The 15,644-nt window shown below is 70.3% G+C and carries 14 protein-coding genes and 2 tRNA genes; 3 read left to right on the forward strand and 13 right to left on the reverse strand.

Features of this window, described 5'->3' with window-relative positions:
* Positions 1-178: 178 nt before the first annotated feature.
* Positions 179-1,459 (reverse strand): ATP-dependent Clp protease ATP-binding subunit ClpX, encoded by a 1,281-nt coding sequence (gene clpX / locus HUN59_RS13325; protein ID WP_141860723.1) that lies wholly within the window; start codon positions 1,457-1,459, stop codon positions 179-181.
* Positions 1,460-1,639: 180 nt separating this feature from the next.
* Here clpX and HUN59_RS13330 point away from each other — a divergent pair, with 180 nt between their 5' ends.
* Complete coding sequence (locus tag HUN59_RS13330) at positions 1,640-2,356, forward strand: YcnI family copper-binding membrane protein (protein WP_174778616.1); 717 nt, start codon at positions 1,640-1,642, stop codon at positions 2,354-2,356.
* A 56-nt stretch (positions 2,357-2,412) separates the two neighbouring features.
* Positions 2,413-3,027 (forward strand): copper resistance CopC family protein, encoded by a 615-nt coding sequence (locus HUN59_RS13335; protein WP_174778617.1) that lies wholly within the window; start codon positions 2,413-2,415, stop codon positions 3,025-3,027.
* 76 nt (positions 3,028-3,103) lie between these two features.
* Here HUN59_RS13335 and HUN59_RS13340 read toward each other — a convergent pair whose 3' ends face one another.
* From HUN59_RS13340 to HUN59_RS13360, 5 genes are all read right to left on the reverse strand, one after another.
* Positions 3,104-3,763 carry an ATP-dependent Clp protease proteolytic subunit gene (locus tag HUN59_RS13340; RefSeq protein ID WP_058728413.1) on the reverse strand — a complete coding sequence of 220 codons (660 nt, stop codon included), beginning with the start codon at positions 3,761-3,763 and terminating at the stop codon, positions 3,104-3,106.
* A gap of 26 nt (positions 3,764-3,789) precedes the next feature.
* Positions 3,790-4,416, reverse strand: a complete 627-nt coding sequence (locus tag HUN59_RS13345; RefSeq protein ID WP_058742932.1) for an ATP-dependent Clp protease proteolytic subunit — start codon at positions 4,414-4,416, stop codon at positions 3,790-3,792.
* Positions 4,417-4,575: 159 nt separating this feature from the next.
* A complete protein-coding gene (gene tig / locus HUN59_RS13350) occupies positions 4,576-5,883 on the reverse strand; it encodes a trigger factor (RefSeq protein WP_058742931.1) in 1,308 nt (435 codons plus the stop codon).
* A 36-nt stretch (positions 5,884-5,919) separates the two neighbouring features.
* A tRNA-Pro gene (locus HUN59_RS13355) sits at positions 5,920-5,996 on the reverse strand.
* A gap of 54 nt (positions 5,997-6,050) precedes the next feature.
* A complete protein-coding gene (locus tag HUN59_RS13360; RefSeq protein ID WP_114849060.1) occupies positions 6,051-6,374 on the reverse strand; it encodes a hypothetical protein in 324 nt (107 codons plus the stop codon).
* A 56-nt stretch (positions 6,375-6,430) separates the two neighbouring features.
* Here HUN59_RS13360 and HUN59_RS13365 point away from each other — a divergent pair.
* A tRNA-Gly gene (locus HUN59_RS13365) sits at positions 6,431-6,501 on the forward strand.
* A gap of 13 nt (positions 6,502-6,514) precedes the next feature.
* On the opposite strand, the gene HUN59_RS19770 is transcribed toward HUN59_RS13365, so the two are convergent.
* The 7 genes from HUN59_RS19770 to HUN59_RS13400 form a co-directional block, all read right to left on the reverse strand.
* Positions 6,515-6,646 (reverse strand): DUF1905 domain-containing protein, encoded by a 132-nt coding sequence (locus HUN59_RS19770; protein WP_254629885.1) that lies wholly within the window; start codon positions 6,644-6,646, stop codon positions 6,515-6,517.
* A 380-nt stretch (positions 6,647-7,026) separates the two neighbouring features.
* Positions 7,027-7,986, reverse strand: a complete 960-nt coding sequence (locus HUN59_RS13375; protein ID WP_174778618.1) for an endo-beta-N-acetylglucosaminidase H — start codon at positions 7,984-7,986, stop codon at positions 7,027-7,029.
* Positions 7,987-8,078: 92 nt separating this feature from the next.
* Positions 8,079-11,078 carry an alpha-mannosidase gene (locus HUN59_RS13380; protein WP_174778619.1) on the reverse strand — a complete coding sequence of 1,000 codons (3,000 nt, stop codon included), beginning with the start codon at positions 11,076-11,078 and terminating at the stop codon, positions 8,079-8,081.
* A 39-nt stretch (positions 11,079-11,117) separates the two neighbouring features.
* Positions 11,118-12,449, reverse strand: coding sequence for a glycoside hydrolase 5 family protein (locus HUN59_RS13385; RefSeq protein WP_174778620.1), 1,332 nt, complete (start codon positions 12,447-12,449; stop codon positions 11,118-11,120).
* Positions 12,449-13,408 (reverse strand): carbohydrate ABC transporter permease, encoded by a 960-nt coding sequence (locus tag HUN59_RS13390; protein ID WP_144802201.1) that lies wholly within the window; start codon positions 13,406-13,408, stop codon positions 12,449-12,451. The genes HUN59_RS13385 and HUN59_RS13390 overlap by 1 nt, the downstream gene beginning before the upstream one ends.
* Positions 13,405-14,283, reverse strand: a complete 879-nt coding sequence (locus tag HUN59_RS13395; protein WP_058740421.1) for a carbohydrate ABC transporter permease — start codon at positions 14,281-14,283, stop codon at positions 13,405-13,407. Before HUN59_RS13395 ends, HUN59_RS13390 begins: the two co-directional genes overlap by 4 nt.
* Complete coding sequence (locus tag HUN59_RS13400) at positions 14,283-15,578, reverse strand: ABC transporter substrate-binding protein (RefSeq protein WP_174778621.1); 1,296 nt, start codon at positions 15,576-15,578, stop codon at positions 14,283-14,285. Before HUN59_RS13400 ends, HUN59_RS13395 begins: the two co-directional genes overlap by 1 nt.
* Positions 15,579-15,644 lie beyond the last annotated feature (66 nt).

A 15,644-nucleotide genomic window follows, 5' to 3' on the forward strand; every position in this document is an offset into this window, starting at 1 on the left:
CGCGGGCGGCCGCGGGGGCGGCACGGAGCGCTGCCGCTCAACCGGAAGCACATCACGCCACGGATCGCCGCGGTGCGGTGTGCTTCTGGTTGTGCGGAGCGCCTCCGCTCCTGCCCGCCCCCCCCGCACACGACGACGGCCCGGTCCCCGAGGGGACCGGGCCGTCGTGCGACGCGACCTACGCGGACTTCTCGACGCGCTTCGCCCGCGGCCGCGGCACGATCGTCGGCGCGGCGTTCTCGAGCACGGACTCGCGGGTGATCACGACCCGGGCGACGTCGTCGTCCGAGGGCACGTCGAACATGACCGGCCCGAGCACCTCCTCGAGGATGGCGCGGAGCCCGCGGGCACCGGTCTGCCGCAGGACGGCGAGGTCCGCGATCGCCTCGAGCGCACCACGGTCGAACTCGAGCTCGACCCCGTCGATCTGGAACATCCGCTGGTACTGCTTCACGAGGGCGTTCTTCGGCTCGGTCAGGATCTGCATGAGCGCCGACTGGTCGAGCTGCGACACCGTGGTCACGACGGGCAGACGCCCGATGAACTCGGGGATGAGCCCGAACTTGTGCAGGTCCTCCGGCAGGACGTCGGCGAACAGGTCCTGCTGGTCGAGCGGGCTGTGCAGCGGGGCGCCGAAGCCGATCCCCCTCTTGCCGACCCGGGACGACACGATGTCCTCGAGCCCGGCGAACGCCCCCGCCACGATGAACAGGACGTTCGTCGTGTCGATCTGGATGAACTCCTGGTGCGGGTGCTTCCGACCGCCCTGCGGCGGGACCGAGGCCGTGGTGCCCTCGAGGATCTTGAGCAGGGCCTGCTGCACGCCCTCGCCCGAGACGTCGCGCGTGATCGAGGGGTTCTCGGCCTTGCGCGCGATCTTGTCGACCTCGTCGATGTAGATGATCCCGGTCTCGGCACGCTTGACGTCGTAGTCCGCGGCCTGGATGAGCTTGAGCAGGATGTTCTCGACGTCCTCGCCCACGTAGCCGGCCTCGGTCAGCGCGGTGGCGTCGGCGACGGCGAACGGCACGTTGAGGCGCTTCGCCAGGGTCTGCGCCAGGTAGGTCTTGCCGCACCCCGTCGGGCCGATGAGCAGGATGTTCGACTTCGCGATCTCGACGTCGTCGCGGTCTTCCGCCGCGGTGATCTGCCCCTGCGCCCGGATGCGCTTGTAGTGGTTGTAGACGGCCACGGCCAGCGCGCGCTTCGCGGGGTCCTGCCCGATGACGTACTCCTGCAGGAAGTCGAAGATCTCCCGCGGCTTCGGGAGCTCGAAGTCCCCGCTCGCGGTGTCCTCGCCCGCCTCGGCCAGACGCTCCTCGATGATCTCGTTGCAGAGCTCGACGCACTCGTCACAGATGTAGACGCCCGGCCCGGCGATGAGCTGCTGGACCTGCTTCTGGCTCTTGCCGCAGAAGGAGCACTTCAGCAGGTCGGCGCTCTCTCCGATGCGTGCCATGGCGGTGCCCTCCCTGGTTGACCTCCGCGCGGGTGACCCGCCCGGTGTGACCGAGCCTAACCGCATCCGGCGACACCCACCGCGACGCCGTCCGGCCTGTCCCGCGGCGTTCGCCCACGGCGTCGTCTCCTGGTACCGTTGCACCGCTGCTCTACAAGTTGTAGAAACCGGAAGGACCCCATGACCAAGCGCCTCGCCCTCGTCGGCACCGCCACCCTCGGCGTGACCGCCGCGATCGTCCTCGGCACGGCGGCCGCCGCCAGCGCCCACGTCGAGGCCGACGCGACCTCCACCGCGGCGAGCTCCTACACCACGGCGACCTTCTCCGTGCCGCACGGCTGCGACGGCTCCCCAACCACGAAGCTCGAGTTCCAGGTGCCGAAGTCCGTCATCGAGGTCACGCCGACGGTCAACCCGAACTGGACGATCACCAAGACGACCGAGCCGTACACGAGCGGGGCGTCGAGCAGCAACGACGAGGACGAGGCCGGCGCCGTCCGCGTCACGAGCGTCACCTACACCGCGAAGACCCCGCTCCCCGCGGACGAACGCGACACCTTCTCGCTGTCGTTCTCGCTCCCCGACGGCAAGCCCGGCGACCGCGTGTCCTTCCCGGTCGTGCAGACCTGCGAGCAGGGCACGACCGACTGGGACCAGGTGCAGCAGACCGGCAAGGCCGAGCCGGAGCACCCCGCCCCGTCGATCGTCCTGACCGCCGCGACCGCCACGAGCGGTGACGACGACGACGCCCCCGCCACCACGGCCGCCGCGTCGACGAGCACCGCCGCCCAGCCCGACCTGGTCGGTCGCTTCCTCGGCCTCGGCGGCCTGGTCGTCGGCGCCGTCGGCCTGGTCGTCGCGGTCGCGGCCACCCGCCGCCGGGACGCCGCGAAGTGACCCGTCCCACGCCCGGCCGTCGGTCCGCCCCGGGTCGGCGGTCGCCCGGGAGGATCGTGGCCGCGTCCGCCACGGCCCTCGCGATCGCGGGCGGTGCGGTCCTCGGGCTCGCCGCCCCCGCCAGCGCGCACAACTACCTGGTGTCGTCGACGCCACAGGTCGGCGGGACGCTCACCGCGCTCCCGGACCGGTTCGACATCACCACGAACGACCGGCTGCTCGAGATCGGCGGCTCGGACTCCGGCTTCGCGTTCCGGGTCCTCGGGCCGGACGGCCGGTACTACGAGGACGGCTGCGTCACGGTGGACGGCCCGTCGATGACCACGAAGGCCTCCCTCGGGAAGTCCGGGAAGTACGCGGTCGAGTGGCAGATCGTCTCCGCCGACGGCCACACCGTGTCCGACCGGTACGACTTCACGTGGGACGCCCCCGCGGGCTTCTCCCCCGCAGCCGGCACGACCGACCCGCCGGTCTGCGCCACCGACCGGGCGAGCGCGGGGTCCGGCGCGGACGAGTCCGGCACCGCGACCAGCGCCGGCGACTCGACGGCGACCGACGCGCTGTGGATCGGCGCCGGCGGGGTCGTGCTCGTCGGCCTGGTCGTCGCGGTCCTGCTGCTCCTGCGACGCCGCCCGGCCCCGACCGCCGACCCGCACGACGACGAGGACTGACCTGCAACACGACGACGGCCCCGCGACACGACGACGGCCCCGCACCGGGAGGTGCGGGGCCGTCGTGGTGCTGGTGCTACTTGACGAGCGCCGGCAGGTTCTTGCGGCTCGTGAGGACCTGGTCGATCAGGCCGTACTCGAGTGCCTCTTCGGCGGACATGATCTTGTCGCGCTCGATGTCGTTGTTGACCTGCTCCGGCGTGCGGTTCGAGTGCTTCGACAGCGTCTCCTCGAGCCAGGTGCGCATGCGGAGGATCTCCGCCGCCTGGATCTCGATGTCCGACGCCTGACCGCCACCCTGCTGGGTCGCCGGCTGGTGGATCAGCACGCGGGCGTTCGGGAGCGCCAGACGCTTGCCCGGGGTACCGGCAGCGAGGAGCACCGACGCGGCCGAGGCCGCCTGGCCCAGGCACACGGTCTGGATCTGCGGACGGATGTACTGCATCGTGTCGTAGATCGCCGTCATCGCGGTGAACGAGCCACCGGGCGAGTTGATGTACATCACGATGTCGCGGTCCGGGTCCATCGACTCGAGCACGAGCAGCTGGGCCATGACGTCGTCGGCGGACGCGTCGTCCACCTGCACGCCGAGGAACACGATGCGGTCCTCGAACAGCTTCGCGTACGGGTCCTGGCGCTTGAAGCCGTAGGCCGTGCGCTCCTCGAAGCTGGGGAGGATGTAGCGATCGGACGGAGCCGGGACGTTCTGCGCGCCACCGAGCATGGGGAGGTGCATTCTCGTTTCCTTCTCTTCGGTGGTGGTCAGTGGGACTCGGGCTCGGCAGCCGCGGTCGGCGTCTCGCCGTCGCCCACGGTTCCGCCGCCGCCGACGACCTCGTTCGAGGACGCACGGAGGTGGTCGACGAAGCCGTACTCCAGGGCTTCCTGCGCCGTGAACCAGTTGTCGCGGTCGTTGTCCTTGAGGATCTGCTCGATCGACTTGCCGGTCTGCTCGGCCGTGAGCTCCGCCATCCGCTGCTTCATGTCGAGGATGACCTTGGCCTGCGTCTGGATGTCGGCAGCGGTGCCGCCGAAGCCACCGGACGGCTGGTGCAGGAGCACGCGCGCGTTCGGGGTGATGTAGCGCTTGCCCGGGGTACCCGAGGAGAGCAGGAACTGCCCCATCGAGGCGGCGAGGCCGATGCCCACGGTGACGATGTCGTTCGGCACGAACTGCATCGTGTCGTAGATCGCCATGCCCGCGGTGATCGAGCCACCGGGCGAGTTGATGTAGAGGTAGATGTCCTTCTCAGGGTCCTCGGCGGCGAGCATCAGCAGCTTCGCTGCGATCTCGTTCGAGTTCTCGTCGCGGACCTCAGAGCCGAGCCACACGATCCGGTCTCTCAGAAGGCGGTCAAAAACACTGGGGTTCAGTGTCGCTTCGGCCATGGAAAAGCTCCCGTTCAGTTGTCGCTTGATGTCGAACTTATCGGGTGCAACGCGGCTGTTCGCGTCTGTTCGCTCTGGGCGGTCGGGCCGGCCCGCCAACGGACAGGAGGCGCGGTGCCAGCTGGCACCGCGCCTCCTGTTGCGGAACGTGGTCGCGGACTACTCCGCGTCCTCCGACGGGGTCTGCGCGACGCCCGCCGTGAAGGCGGAGAGGTCGACGTCGCCGCCGTTGGAGTCCTTGACGGTCACCTTCGACAGGACGGTCGCGACCGCCTTCGAGCGGGCGACCTCGCCGACCATGCCCGGGATCTGACCGTTCTGGTCGATCACCTTGATGAACTCGGCGGGCTCCATGCCGTACTGCGCCGCAGCCTGGATGAGGTACTGGGTCAGTTCCTCCTGGGAGACCTGGATCTCCTCCTTCTCGGCGATCGCGTCGAGCAGGATCTGCGAACGGAAGGCCTTCTCGCTGGACTCGGAGACCTCCTTGCGGTGCTCCTCGTCCTCGAGGCGGTTCTCCTGCTCGAGGTGACGGTGCACCTCGTCCTCGATGAGCTGCTCCGAGATCGGGATGTCGACGTCCTCGATGAGCTTCTCGACGAGCTTGTCGCGCGCAGCAGCACCCTGGCCGAAGGTCTTCGACTTGGCGATCTGCTCCTTGAGGTCCGCCTTGAGCTCGTCGATGGTGTCGAACTGGCTGGCGATCTGGGCGAACTCGTCGTCGGCCTCGGGGAGCTCGCGCTCCTTGACGGCGGTGACGGTGACGGCGATCTGGGCGGTCTCGCCCTCGCGGTCGCCGCCGACCAGCGTCGACTCGAAGGTCGTCGACTCGCCGGCGGTCAGGGACTCGAGCGCCTCGTCGATGCCCTCGAGCAGGTCGCCCGAGCCGATCTCGTAGGAGACGCCGGTGGCCGAGTCGACCTCGTCGTCACCGATGGTGGCGGTCAGGTCGATCTGGGCGAAGTCGCCGGTCTTGGCCGGACGGTCGACCGTCACGAGCGTGCCGAAGCGGGTGCGCAGGTTCTGCAGCTCCTCCTCGACCTCGTCGTCGGAGACCTCGACCGCGTCGACCGTCAGCTCGTACTCGTCGTACTTCGGCAGGTCGAACTCGGGGCGGACGTCCACCTCGAAGGTGAGGACGAGGTCGCCCGTGAAGTCCTTCACGTTGGGGAGCTCGGCGACGTCGGCCTCGGCGCGGCCGAGGATGCGCAGCTCCTGCTCCTCCACCGCCTGGCGGTAGAAGGTGTCGATCGCGTCGCCGACGGCGTGGTTCAGGACCTCGCCGCGGCCGACACGCTGGTCGACGATCGCCGGCGGGACCTTGCCCTTGCGGAAGCCGGGGATGTTGATCTGCTCGGCGATGTGCTTGTACGCGTGGTCGATGCTCGGCTTGAGATCTTCCGGCGTCACGTTCACGGTGAGCTTGACGCGGGTGTCGCTCACCTTGTCGACGGTGCTGGTGGCCAAGGGATGTACTCCTGTTGGTTGACGTTCGTGTGGACCTGGTCGGGGCGACAGGATTTGAACCTGCGACCTCCCGCTCCCAAAGCGGGCGCTCTACCAAGCTGAGCTACGCCCCGTGACTGGGCCAGGGTGGCCGCGCACACCCGAGGGCACGCACGACCGCGACGAGTCTAGCGGTCCGCCGGTGACTGGTTCCCGGGCGGCGTGCCGCGCTGTGGAGGAGCCGGGTCGGCCGCCCGACGGAGGCCCTGCCGCCAGCGGACCCCGACGGCCACCTGCACCGCTCCCGCGCCCAGGACGAGCAGGAGTCCGACGACGATCCGCCACACGTGCAGGAGCGCGTGCCACGGCTGGGCCTGCGGGTCGCCGAAGACCTCCGGCCGGAGCGAGAACACCACGGCGGCGAGGGCCAGCAGCACGAACGACACCACCCGCGAGCGGCGGATCCGCCGGGTGTCGCCCGGGTCGGGCTGCGGCAACACGTTCGATGGCATGTCGGGGGTCGTTCGTCCGCTACGATGGTGGCGCTGCGCAACCAGTGCTGCAGCGCGGGGATGTAGCTCAATGGTAGAGCCCCAGTCTTCCAAACTGGCCACGCGGGTTCGATTCCCGTCATCCCCTCCGTACTTCCTGCTCAGGGGGCGCCGAGCGTCAGGGTGAGGTGCACGGTGTCGCCGAGGCCGACCCCCGCCCGGGTCCGCTCCGCCTTCCGCAGCGGCACGAGGTATCCGCCGTCCTTCGGGAACAGCGACGTCGTCCACCGCACTCGCCCGATCGCGACACCCGCCGGGGACGACGCCCCAGCCGTAGGTCAGCTCGGACGCGAGCTCGTGGACGAGGTCGGCGACGTCGTCTGGCACCACCGCGTACACGTACGGCGCCGGACCGCGCCACTCGATCACCTCGGCCTCGAACGCGAGCTCCACGCCGCGATCGTACGTCGGGCCTTCCACAGGCACGACCTCCGCGGCCGATCTGGCCGTCCTGGTTCCCGATCCCCGGGATCCGCGAACCAGGACGGTCACGATCCGGGCGGAAGTGCGCTTCTCCGAGCCGGTTCGGACCGGACCGACGCGACGGGCGCGCCCCGCGCCTCCAGGCCGGAGCCGGAGAGCGCGGGGCGCGGGCCGCCGTGCGGAGGCGAGGTCAGCGGTACGACGCGGCCTGCCCGTAGAGCACTTGCGTGAACGACGACACGTACGGCGAGACGTCGCCGTCCGGCAGGTTGTACGTCATGAAGACGCCGTAGCCGTCGGCCTTGGTGCGCTGCGCCAGGGACACCGCCGTCGACTGCGGGGTGTTCTGGATGTCGACCGCCGCCGCCGACAGCCGCGACTTCCCGATCCCGGGGATCGACGGCGCCGAGTACGTGCCGTAGTAGGGGTTCCAGGCGTAGTCGAGCTGCGACCCGATCGCCGGGCTCGACGACGACAGCGCGTCGGACGCCGGGCCGATGTCGTAGAACGAGACGAGCTTGCCGGGCATGTCGGCGCGCAGCGCGCTGATGAGCCAACCGATGGACTGCTGGTTCGGCTGCGGGGTGCCGTTCGTGCCGTAGTCGGAGTACTCGTCGTCGAGGTCGACGCCGTCGAGCCCGTACTTCGCGACGGTCGCGGACACCTGGGCGGCGAAGTCCTCTGCGGCGGCCTGTGTCGGGAAGTTCGCGATGCCGGCGCCCTGGTGGTTGCCGAGGATCGACAGCGAGACTTTGATGCCCTTCGCCTGCAGCGGCCGGATCTGGGTCGCGGCGTCGTCGAGCGTGCGCTGCACGTTCTCGTTGTTGTACAGGACGGCTTTCGACCCGTCCCAGTTGATGTTCGCGGCGAAGATGATCGCCACGTCGAACGCGTTCGCGCCGTCGGCGAGTGTGTAGCGGCCGACGTTCGCGAGCTGGTCGTTGTTGACCTCGACGTAGGCGATGCTCGTCGGTCCGTCCTTCGTCGGGGCGGCGTGCGGCTGCTTCCCGTGCCCGACCCCGCGGGATGCCCCGACACCGTGGGACAGGCCGGTGGGCGACGGTGCGGCGGACGCGGCCGCCGGGACCATCGGGACGGCGAGCGCCGCGGCGAGCGCCGCGACGATCCCGAGCTTCGTTGAGTGCTTCATCTCGTTCCTCCTCGAACAGGTGGGACTGCGACCGCTGGTGGGACTGCGACCACTGGTGGGACTGCGACCGCTGGTGGGACTGCGAGCGGTGGTCAGGCGCGCGCGAACCGGACGGTGCGCACCTCGTAGGCGCTGACGGCGAACGCGGACGGGTCGATCGCCGCGAGTGGTTCCTCGAGCAGGGTCACCTCGGTCGGGTCGCCGAAGGGTCCGTCCACGGCGACGTGGCCGGTCCCCCGGCGCCCAGCGGGCTCGTACACGCGGACGACCAGGTCGCCCGAGCGGTCGTCGGCGAGCTTGACGCTCGACAGGACGACGTCGCCGGCGACCCGCACGAGCGGCGCGAAGCCGTGCCCGCCGGTCACCGTACGGGCGCCGGCGTTCATCACGACGCCGGCCGCCGTCGCCCCGAGCTGGTCGGTGCCGACGACGATGCCGTACCGGTGCGTCTGCACGCCCTGGTCGGTCTCCGGGTCCGGGAACCGCGGCGCGCGCAGCAGCGAGAGCCGCACGGTCGTGGTGACGTGGCCGTCGACCGCGTCGCGGGTGGTGTCGAAGCCGTGGATCGAGTCGTTGACCAGGGCGACCCCGAAGCCGGGCTCCTCGACGAGCACGTAGCGGTGCATCGAGGTCTCGAACTTCGCGGCCTCCCACGACGTGTTCGTGTGCGTCACGCGCTTCTGCGCGCCGAACTGCGTCTCGGCGACGGTGTGCTCGGCGCGGACGTCGAGCGGGAACGCCACCTTGAGGAACTTCTCGGTCTCGTGCCAGTCGGTGACCTGGTCGAACTCGAGCGTCCGGGAGCCGGGCGCCAGGACGATCTCCTGCGTCACGGTCGAGTCGCCGAACGCCCGCTCGACGACCACCCGGGCGGCACCGGTGTCGTCGACGGCGGCACGCAGCCCGGTGACGTCGGTCAGGTCCTCGACGCGGTTGCGGTAGTAGCGGTCGACGTCCCACGCGTCCCACATGTTCGGGAAGTCCTGGTGCAGCCGCAGCAGGTTCGCGACGCGGCCGGGCGCGATCGCGTCGCGCCCGGTCGACAGGTCGACCGCGCTCGTGACGAGCCCGCGCGCGTCGACGACGACCCGCACCAGGTCGTTCGCGAGCTCCCACCCGCCGTCCCGCTCGGTCAACGACACCGGGGTCGCCGCCGGCACGTCGGCCGCGGTGGTCGCCCCCAGCGCGGGTGCGCCGGCCTGGAGGAACGGGGCCGGGTTGACGACGACCGGCACGTCACCGGGACCGGCGAGCGCCGCCAGCGCGCGCTCGGTGATCGCGGTCAGCGCGGCGGCCGTCTCGGCGTACTTCGCCACCGCCTCGCGGTGCACCCAGGCGATCGAGGTGCCGGGCAGGATGTCGTGGAACTGCTGCAGCAGGACCTGCTGCCAGAGGGCGTCGAGTTCGTCGTACGGGTACGCGAAGTCGGTGCGGGCCGCCGCGGTCGTCGCCCAGAGCTCGGCCTCGAGCAGCAGCTGCTCGCACCGGCGGTTGCCCTGCTTCGTCCGGTGCTGGCTGGTCAGGGTCGCCCGGTGCAGCTCGAGGTACAGCTCCCCCACCCACACGGGCGGGTCCACGAGCTCGGACTTCGCCCGGTCGAAGAACGCGTCCGGGTGCTCCCACCGGACCTTCGCGCTGCCCTCGAGGTCGGCGAGCCGCGCGGCCGTGCCGGTCATCTCGCGCGTGGTGCCGCCGCCACCGTCGCCCCACCCGACGGGGGCGATCGAGCCGGAGGCCAGGCGGTTTTCGCGGAACTGCCGGGAGGCCTTCGCGATCTCCTCCCCGGAGAGCCGCGAGTTGTACGTGTCCATCGACGGGAAGTGCGAGAACACGCGTGAGCCGTCGATGCCCTCCCAGAGGAACGTGTGGTGCGGGAACTTGTTCACCTGGTTCCACGAGATCTTCTGCGTGAAGAACCACTCGAACCCGGCACGGCGCATGAGCTGCGGCAGGGCCGGCGAGTACCCGAAGCTGTCCGGCAGCCAGACGCCCTTCGGACGGATCCCGAACTCGCGCTCGAAGAACCGCTGCCCCTGCGAGAACTGCCGCACGATGCTCTCGCCCGTCGGCATCACGGTGTCCGACTCGACCCACATCCCGCCGAGGGGCAGGAACCGACCGGCGGCCACGGCGTCCCGGACCCGGGCGTACACCTCGGGGCGGTGCTCCTTGATCCAGGCGTACTGCTGCGCGCTGGACATGCCGTACAGGAAGTCGTCGGTCTGGTCGATGAGCTCGGTCATCGTCGACGTGGTCCTGGCGACCTTGCGGATCGTCTCGCGCACCGGCCAGAGCCACGCGGAGTCGATGTGCGCGTGGCCGATCGCCGAGACGGTGTGCGCGGACGCCTCGGCCGGGGCGGCGAGGACGTCGACCAGGGCTGCCCGGGCGTCCGCGGCGGTCTCGGCGATGCGCTGCAGGTCGAGGCGGTCCAGGGCGTCGTCGAGCGCCTGCAGGATGCGCATCCGCCGCGGCCCGTCGGGGAGCTGGGCCTGGAGTTCGAGCAGCACCTCGAGGTCGAGCGACAGCTCGTGCACCTCGGACGCGAACACCGCGAGGTCCATCCGGCGGCTCGTGTAGAGGCGCTTCGACGACGAGGTCTGCACGTCCCCCTCCTGCGTCGGCAGGAAGGGGTGGTAGTCGAGCAGGACGGGGTTCGACGCCGCCTCGACGAACAGCTCGACCGTCTCCCCGCCCTCGGCGCGCTCGGTGACGAGCACCCACTGGTTCCGGGGGTTGATCGACTTCACCGGGGTCCCGTCGGCGCGGTACACGAGCCCCTCGCACTGGAACCCCGGCATGTTCTTGTCGAAGCCGAGGTCGACGACCGCCTCGACACGCTGCCCGGCGTACGCCGCCGGCACGGTCCCGGTCAGGCGGAACCAGGTCGTCCCCCACGCGGCGCCCCACGGCGTCCCGACCTCGTACGGCGTCCAGTCGAGCGCGAGCCCCTCGGCGGGCGGGACCGGCTCCCCCGGCAGCTCGTGCCAGGCGACCTCGAGCGGGACCGACGTGGCGTGCACGGCCGGCATGATGCGCTCGTCGAGCACCCGGCGGGCGCGTCCGGTGGTGAGGGGGATGTCGTCGTGCATGGGGTCCTTCCGGGTGGAGCGGTGTGGGAGGTCGGGCGCTCAGGCGCCGGTGGCGGGGTGGGCGACGGCGAGGACGGTGCCGTCCAGGCCGTCGGGCACGTGCTCGATCGTCGTGATGCCGCGTGCTGCGCGCAGGACGTCGTCGTGGAGCCGGGACCGCAGCAGCACCTGCGGACCGCGACCGTCCGGCGCGGCCTCGGCGAGTGCGAGCCAGCCGGCCGCGAACCGTCCACCGGGGGCGCAGTCGGCCCGGACGCCGGGGCGCGGGGTGCCGTCCGGCCCGACGTCGTCGAGGACGATCCCGGTGGCGGGCGGTGCGGCCGGCGACGCGGTCGCGGATCGAGCGAGAGCGGCGAACGCTTCGCCCGCGGGCTTCCGCCGACCGTCGTTCGTGAACAGCCCGAGGTCGTACTCGAGCTCGGGGAAGTCGGCGAGGGACCGGGCGACGTCGTGCGAGCACCACCACGTCACGCCGAGCACGTCCTGCGCCCCGAGGACGTGGCGGATGGTCTGCTCGGTGAAGGACGCGGCGTCGGCGGGCGGGACGACGTTCGTGGGGGCGCCGACCTCCTGCAACCAGTTCGGCCGGTGCGGGTCCCGGTTCCAGGCCGCGGCGAGCTGCAGCAGGTACTCGCCGTGCCGCACCGAACCGGGTCCGAGGGCGCCGTGGAGCTGCGCCGCGCCGTTGAACACCCACGAGTGCGTGACCGTCGCGTCACCGTGGTCCGCCGCGTGCTCCGGGCCGAAGGGCTGCGCGTCGTCGTACCAGGCCGCGTCGTACTGCGCGACGGTGACCAGCGGGGCGGACCCGCGCCGTGCCTCCAGTCCGGTCTCGCCGTCCGTCCCCAGGCCCCGCCGGGCGGCGGCGACCATCGTCGCCGCCCATGCGTGCCCCTGCTCGGCGGTGACGCCGAACGGCGCGGGGTGCGGTGCGTGCGCGAACTGGTTGACCTCGTTGCCGATCGTGATGCCGAGCAGGTTCGGCCGGTCCGCGACGGTCCGGGCGAGCGCCTCGACGTAGGCGGCGGTCGAGGCGACGACGTCCGGGTCGGTGAACAGGTTGCGGCGGTGCCAGGTGTCGAGCCAGGCCGGCACGAAGTCGAAGCTCGACAGGTGCCCCTGCAGCGCGTCGACGTTCACGTCGAGTCCGAACGACCCGGCGATGTCGACGACGGTCGCGACGTCGTCGAGCGCCCGCTGCCGGATCATCGTCCGGTTCGGCTGCACGACCGGCCACAGGGGGAAGATCCGCACGTGGTCCGCGCCGAGCGACGCGATCTGCTCGAGGTCCCTGGCGGTGTCCGACGGCGAGAAGTCGAGCCACGAGTGGAACCACCCGACCGACGGCGTGTGGTTGACGCCGAAGCGCATCAGCCCTTCACCCCGCCCTCTTCCACGCCCTTGAAGAAGAAGCGCTGCAGGACGGCGAAGACCACGGCGATCGGGATGAAGGCGATCATCGTGCCGGCGGCGATCATCCGCTGGTCGGTGGCGAACGTGCCCTGCAGGTACTGCAGCCCCACGGTCAGCGTGAGGTTCTGCGGGGACTGCAGGACGATGAGCGGCCACAGGAAGTCGTCCCACGCCCCGATGAAGGAGAAGATCGCGATCACGGCGATGGTGCCCTGCACGGCGGGCAGCGAGATGTACCGCAGGCGCTGCATCGCGTTCGCGCCGTCGACGACGGCCGCCTGGTCGATCTCCTCGGGGATCTGCCGGAACGCGTTGAACATGAGCAGGACGTTGAGCGCCGCGATCATCCCGGGCAGGGCGACGCCGACCAGGTTGTCGGCCAGGCCGAGGTCCTTCACGGTGACGAACTGGCTGATGATCGTGGCCTCGCCGGGGAGCACGAGCGTCGCGAGGAACAGGCCGAGCACGAGCTTCCGGAACCGCCACTGCAGTCGGGCCAGGGCGAAGCCGGCGAGCGTCGCGAAGACGATGTTCCCGACGACGTCGATCGCCGCGACGAGCACCGAGTTGCCGATGTACCGCCAGACCGGGATCGCCGCCGCGACCTTGAGGTAGTTCTCGATCGTCGGCTCGGACGGGATGAACGACGGGTTCGCCGTGTAGATGTCCTCGCCGGCGCCCTTGAGCGACGTCGAGAGCTGCCAGAGGAACGGCCCGATCGTGATGAACAGCACCACGACGAGCAGGACGTAGCGGACGACCTTCTCGCGGGTGGACATGACGCCCCAGACCGCGCGGCGGCGACGCGGGGGCCGGGCCCGGCGTGCGTCCGTCGCGCCGGTCAGGTCCGGCGCGGGTGCGGCTGCGCCCGCGGCGCCGCCGAGGGCCGGTTCGGTCGTGCTGGTCGTGTTCGTCACTTGTCGGCCTTGCTGTTCATGCGGGCGAGGGCGAGCATCGGCAGGAGCGTGACCACGAAGAGCAGCAGGCTCAGGGCGGACGCGTAGCCGAGGTTGCCGGTGAACCCGCGGGCGTACTGCTGGATGAGCATGACGAGCGAGTTGTCCTGCCCGCCCGGACCGCCGGTGCCGTTGGTGAGGATGTAGAGCTCGCTGAACACCCGGAGCGCGCTGACGCAGACCAGGATCCCGACGAGCGTCATGGTGCCCCGGACCCCCGGGACCGTGACCGACCAGAACCGGCGCACCGCTCCGGCACCGTCGAGCGCAGCGGCCTCGTGCAGGTCCTTGCCGACGTTCCCGAGTGCCGCCAGGAAGATGATCATGTAGTACCCGAGGCCCTTCCAGACCGTCAGGCTGATCGCGCTGAACAGCAGCAGCCACCGGTCGGTCAGGAACGGGATCGCGCCCTGCACGACGCCGAGCGCCTGCGCCATCTCGTTGACGACGCCGCGGTCGTCGAGGATCCAGGTCCAGATGAGCCCGACGACGACCGCGCTCGCGATCACCGGCGTGTAGAACGCGGTCCGGAAGAACGCGATGCCGGGGAGTTTCTGCTGCACGAGCACCGCGATGAGCAGCGGGCCGATAGTCAGGAGCGGCAGGCAGACCGCCATGTAGACGACGCTGTTGAGCAGCGCCTCCCACACCTGCGGGTCGGCGAGCAGGGTCTCGAAGTTCCGGAAGCCCACCCACTGGCTCACGCCCCCCAGCGGGCTGGCGTTCGTGAACGACAACCGGACGGTGTTGATCGACGGCCAGAGGCTGAACGCGAGGAGCCAGACGAGGGCCGGCAGGACGAGCAGCCAGGGCGTGAACCAGCGGTTGGCGCGCATCAGCCGTTGGCCAGGAGCGAGTTCATCTTGTCCTGCGCGGTCTGCAGGGCCTGCTCCGGCGCGACCTGCCCCTTCATGGCGAGGGCGATCTGCTGGTCGAGGAAGTCGGTCATCGCGGAGTTCGCCTCGACCGGGTTGAGCACCTTCGCCTGCTTCAGGGCCTCGTTCGCGAGGACGCGTGCCGTGCCGTTCACGGTGCCGTCGTCCTTCGAGAAGTACGGGTCGGACTGCGACGACGTGGTCGACGGGAAGATGTTCACCTGGTGGGCGAACGCCTCCTGGTTCTTGGCGTTCGTCATGAACTGCGCGAACGCCTCGGCGGTGGCGAGGTGCTTCGACTTGCTGGACACCGACAGGCCCTGCACGTACAGCGGCGGGGTGTCGAGCGCCGGGCTGACCACGACGTTGCCCTTGAGCGACGGGTTGTTCTTGATCATGTCCGAGAGCGCCGTCGCGCCACCGGTCGTCCACGCGACCTTCTGCTGCGTGAACAGCGTCGAGTTGCCGAGGTAGTCGCTGTTCAGGACGTTCGAGGGCATGTAGCCGTCCTGGTACGCCTCCTTGTAGCGGTCGATGAGATCGACGGCCTTCGACGAGTCGGCGAAGGTGAACTTCGTGCCGTCCGAGTTCAGCACCTTGACCCCGGCGAGCGTGAAGTCACCGAGACCCGGCTTGCGGCTCATCAGGTAGTCGTCCGGGCAGTTGCTGTGCATCGTCTTGGCCTGCGTGAACAGCTCGTCGGTGGTCTTCGGCGGGTTGTCCGCGTCGAGGCCGCACTTGTCGAACATCGACTTGTTCCAGTAGTCGACATCCGTGTTGAGGTACCAGGGGTAGCCGTACGTGCCGTCGAGCCCCTTGTACCGGTACGAGTCCAGTGCGCCGGCGACGTACGTGCTGCCGAGCTTGCTGTCGTCCTTCGACACGTCCTGCAGGAAGCCCCGCTTGGCGAGCGGCAGTGCGATGTCCGGCGGCAGGTTGATCACGTCCGGCAGCGTGTTCGAGGACGCCTGGCTGAGCACCTTGTCGGCGTAGCCGTCGCCCGGCTGGTCCTGGAGCTTCACGGTCGCCTTCGGGTGCTCCTTCTCGAAGGCCGAGATGACGCCCTGCAGGTAGTCCGTGTACGTCGGCGTGAGCGCCCACGTCTGCAGGGTGATCGTCCCGTCGATCGCCCCGCTCCCGCCGCCGCTCGCGCCGCTGCTGCCGCTCGAGCAGCCCGTCAGGACGAGGGCGGTCGCCGCCGCCGTCGCGAGCAGCGCTGCCGCGCGGCCCCTCGTCACCCGTGTGGTGGTCCTCATCGCAACCGACTCCTTCGTCATCGTGCTCAAGCGGTTCAGTTGGTGGTGCCGAACCGGCGTGTGGCT

Source organism: Curtobacterium sp. Csp2, from assembly GCF_013347165.1.

What these genes read in the sequence shown, in the direction of transcription:
- clpX (WP_141860723.1), bottom strand. Translation starts at nt 1,459, where the DNA reads ATGGCACGCATCGGAGAGAGCGCCGACCTGCTGAAGTGCTCCTTCTGC.
- HUN59_RS13330 (WP_174778616.1), top strand. Translation starts at nt 1,640, where the DNA reads ATGACCAAGCGCCTCGCCCTCGTCGGCACCGCCACCCTCGGCGTGACC.
- HUN59_RS13340 (WP_058728413.1), bottom strand. Translation starts at nt 3,763, where the DNA reads ATGCACCTCCCCATGCTCGGTGGCGCGCAGAACGTCCCGGCTCCGTCC.
- HUN59_RS13345 (WP_058742932.1), bottom strand. Translation starts at nt 4,416, where the DNA reads ATGGCCGAAGCGACACTGAACCCCAGTGTTTTTGACCGCCTTCTGAGA.
- HUN59_RS13360 (WP_114849060.1), bottom strand. Translation starts at nt 6,374, where the DNA reads ATGCCATCGAACGTGTTGCCGCAGCCCGACCCGGGCGACACCCGGCGG.
- HUN59_RS13375 (WP_174778618.1), bottom strand. Translation starts at nt 7,986, where the DNA reads ATGAAGCACTCAACGAAGCTCGGGATCGTCGCGGCGCTCGCCGCGGCG.
- HUN59_RS13380 (WP_174778619.1), bottom strand. Translation starts at nt 11,078, where the DNA reads ATGCACGACGACATCCCCCTCACCACCGGACGCGCCCGCCGGGTGCTC.
- HUN59_RS13385 (WP_174778620.1), bottom strand. Translation starts at nt 12,449, where the DNA reads ATGCGCTTCGGCGTCAACCACACGCCGTCGGTCGGGTGGTTCCACTCG.
- HUN59_RS13395 (WP_058740421.1), bottom strand. Translation starts at nt 14,283, where the DNA reads ATGCGCGCCAACCGCTGGTTCACGCCCTGGCTGCTCGTCCTGCCGGCC.
- HUN59_RS13400 (WP_174778621.1), bottom strand. Translation starts at nt 15,578, where the DNA reads ATGAGGACCACCACACGGGTGACGAGGGGCCGCGCGGCAGCGCTGCTC.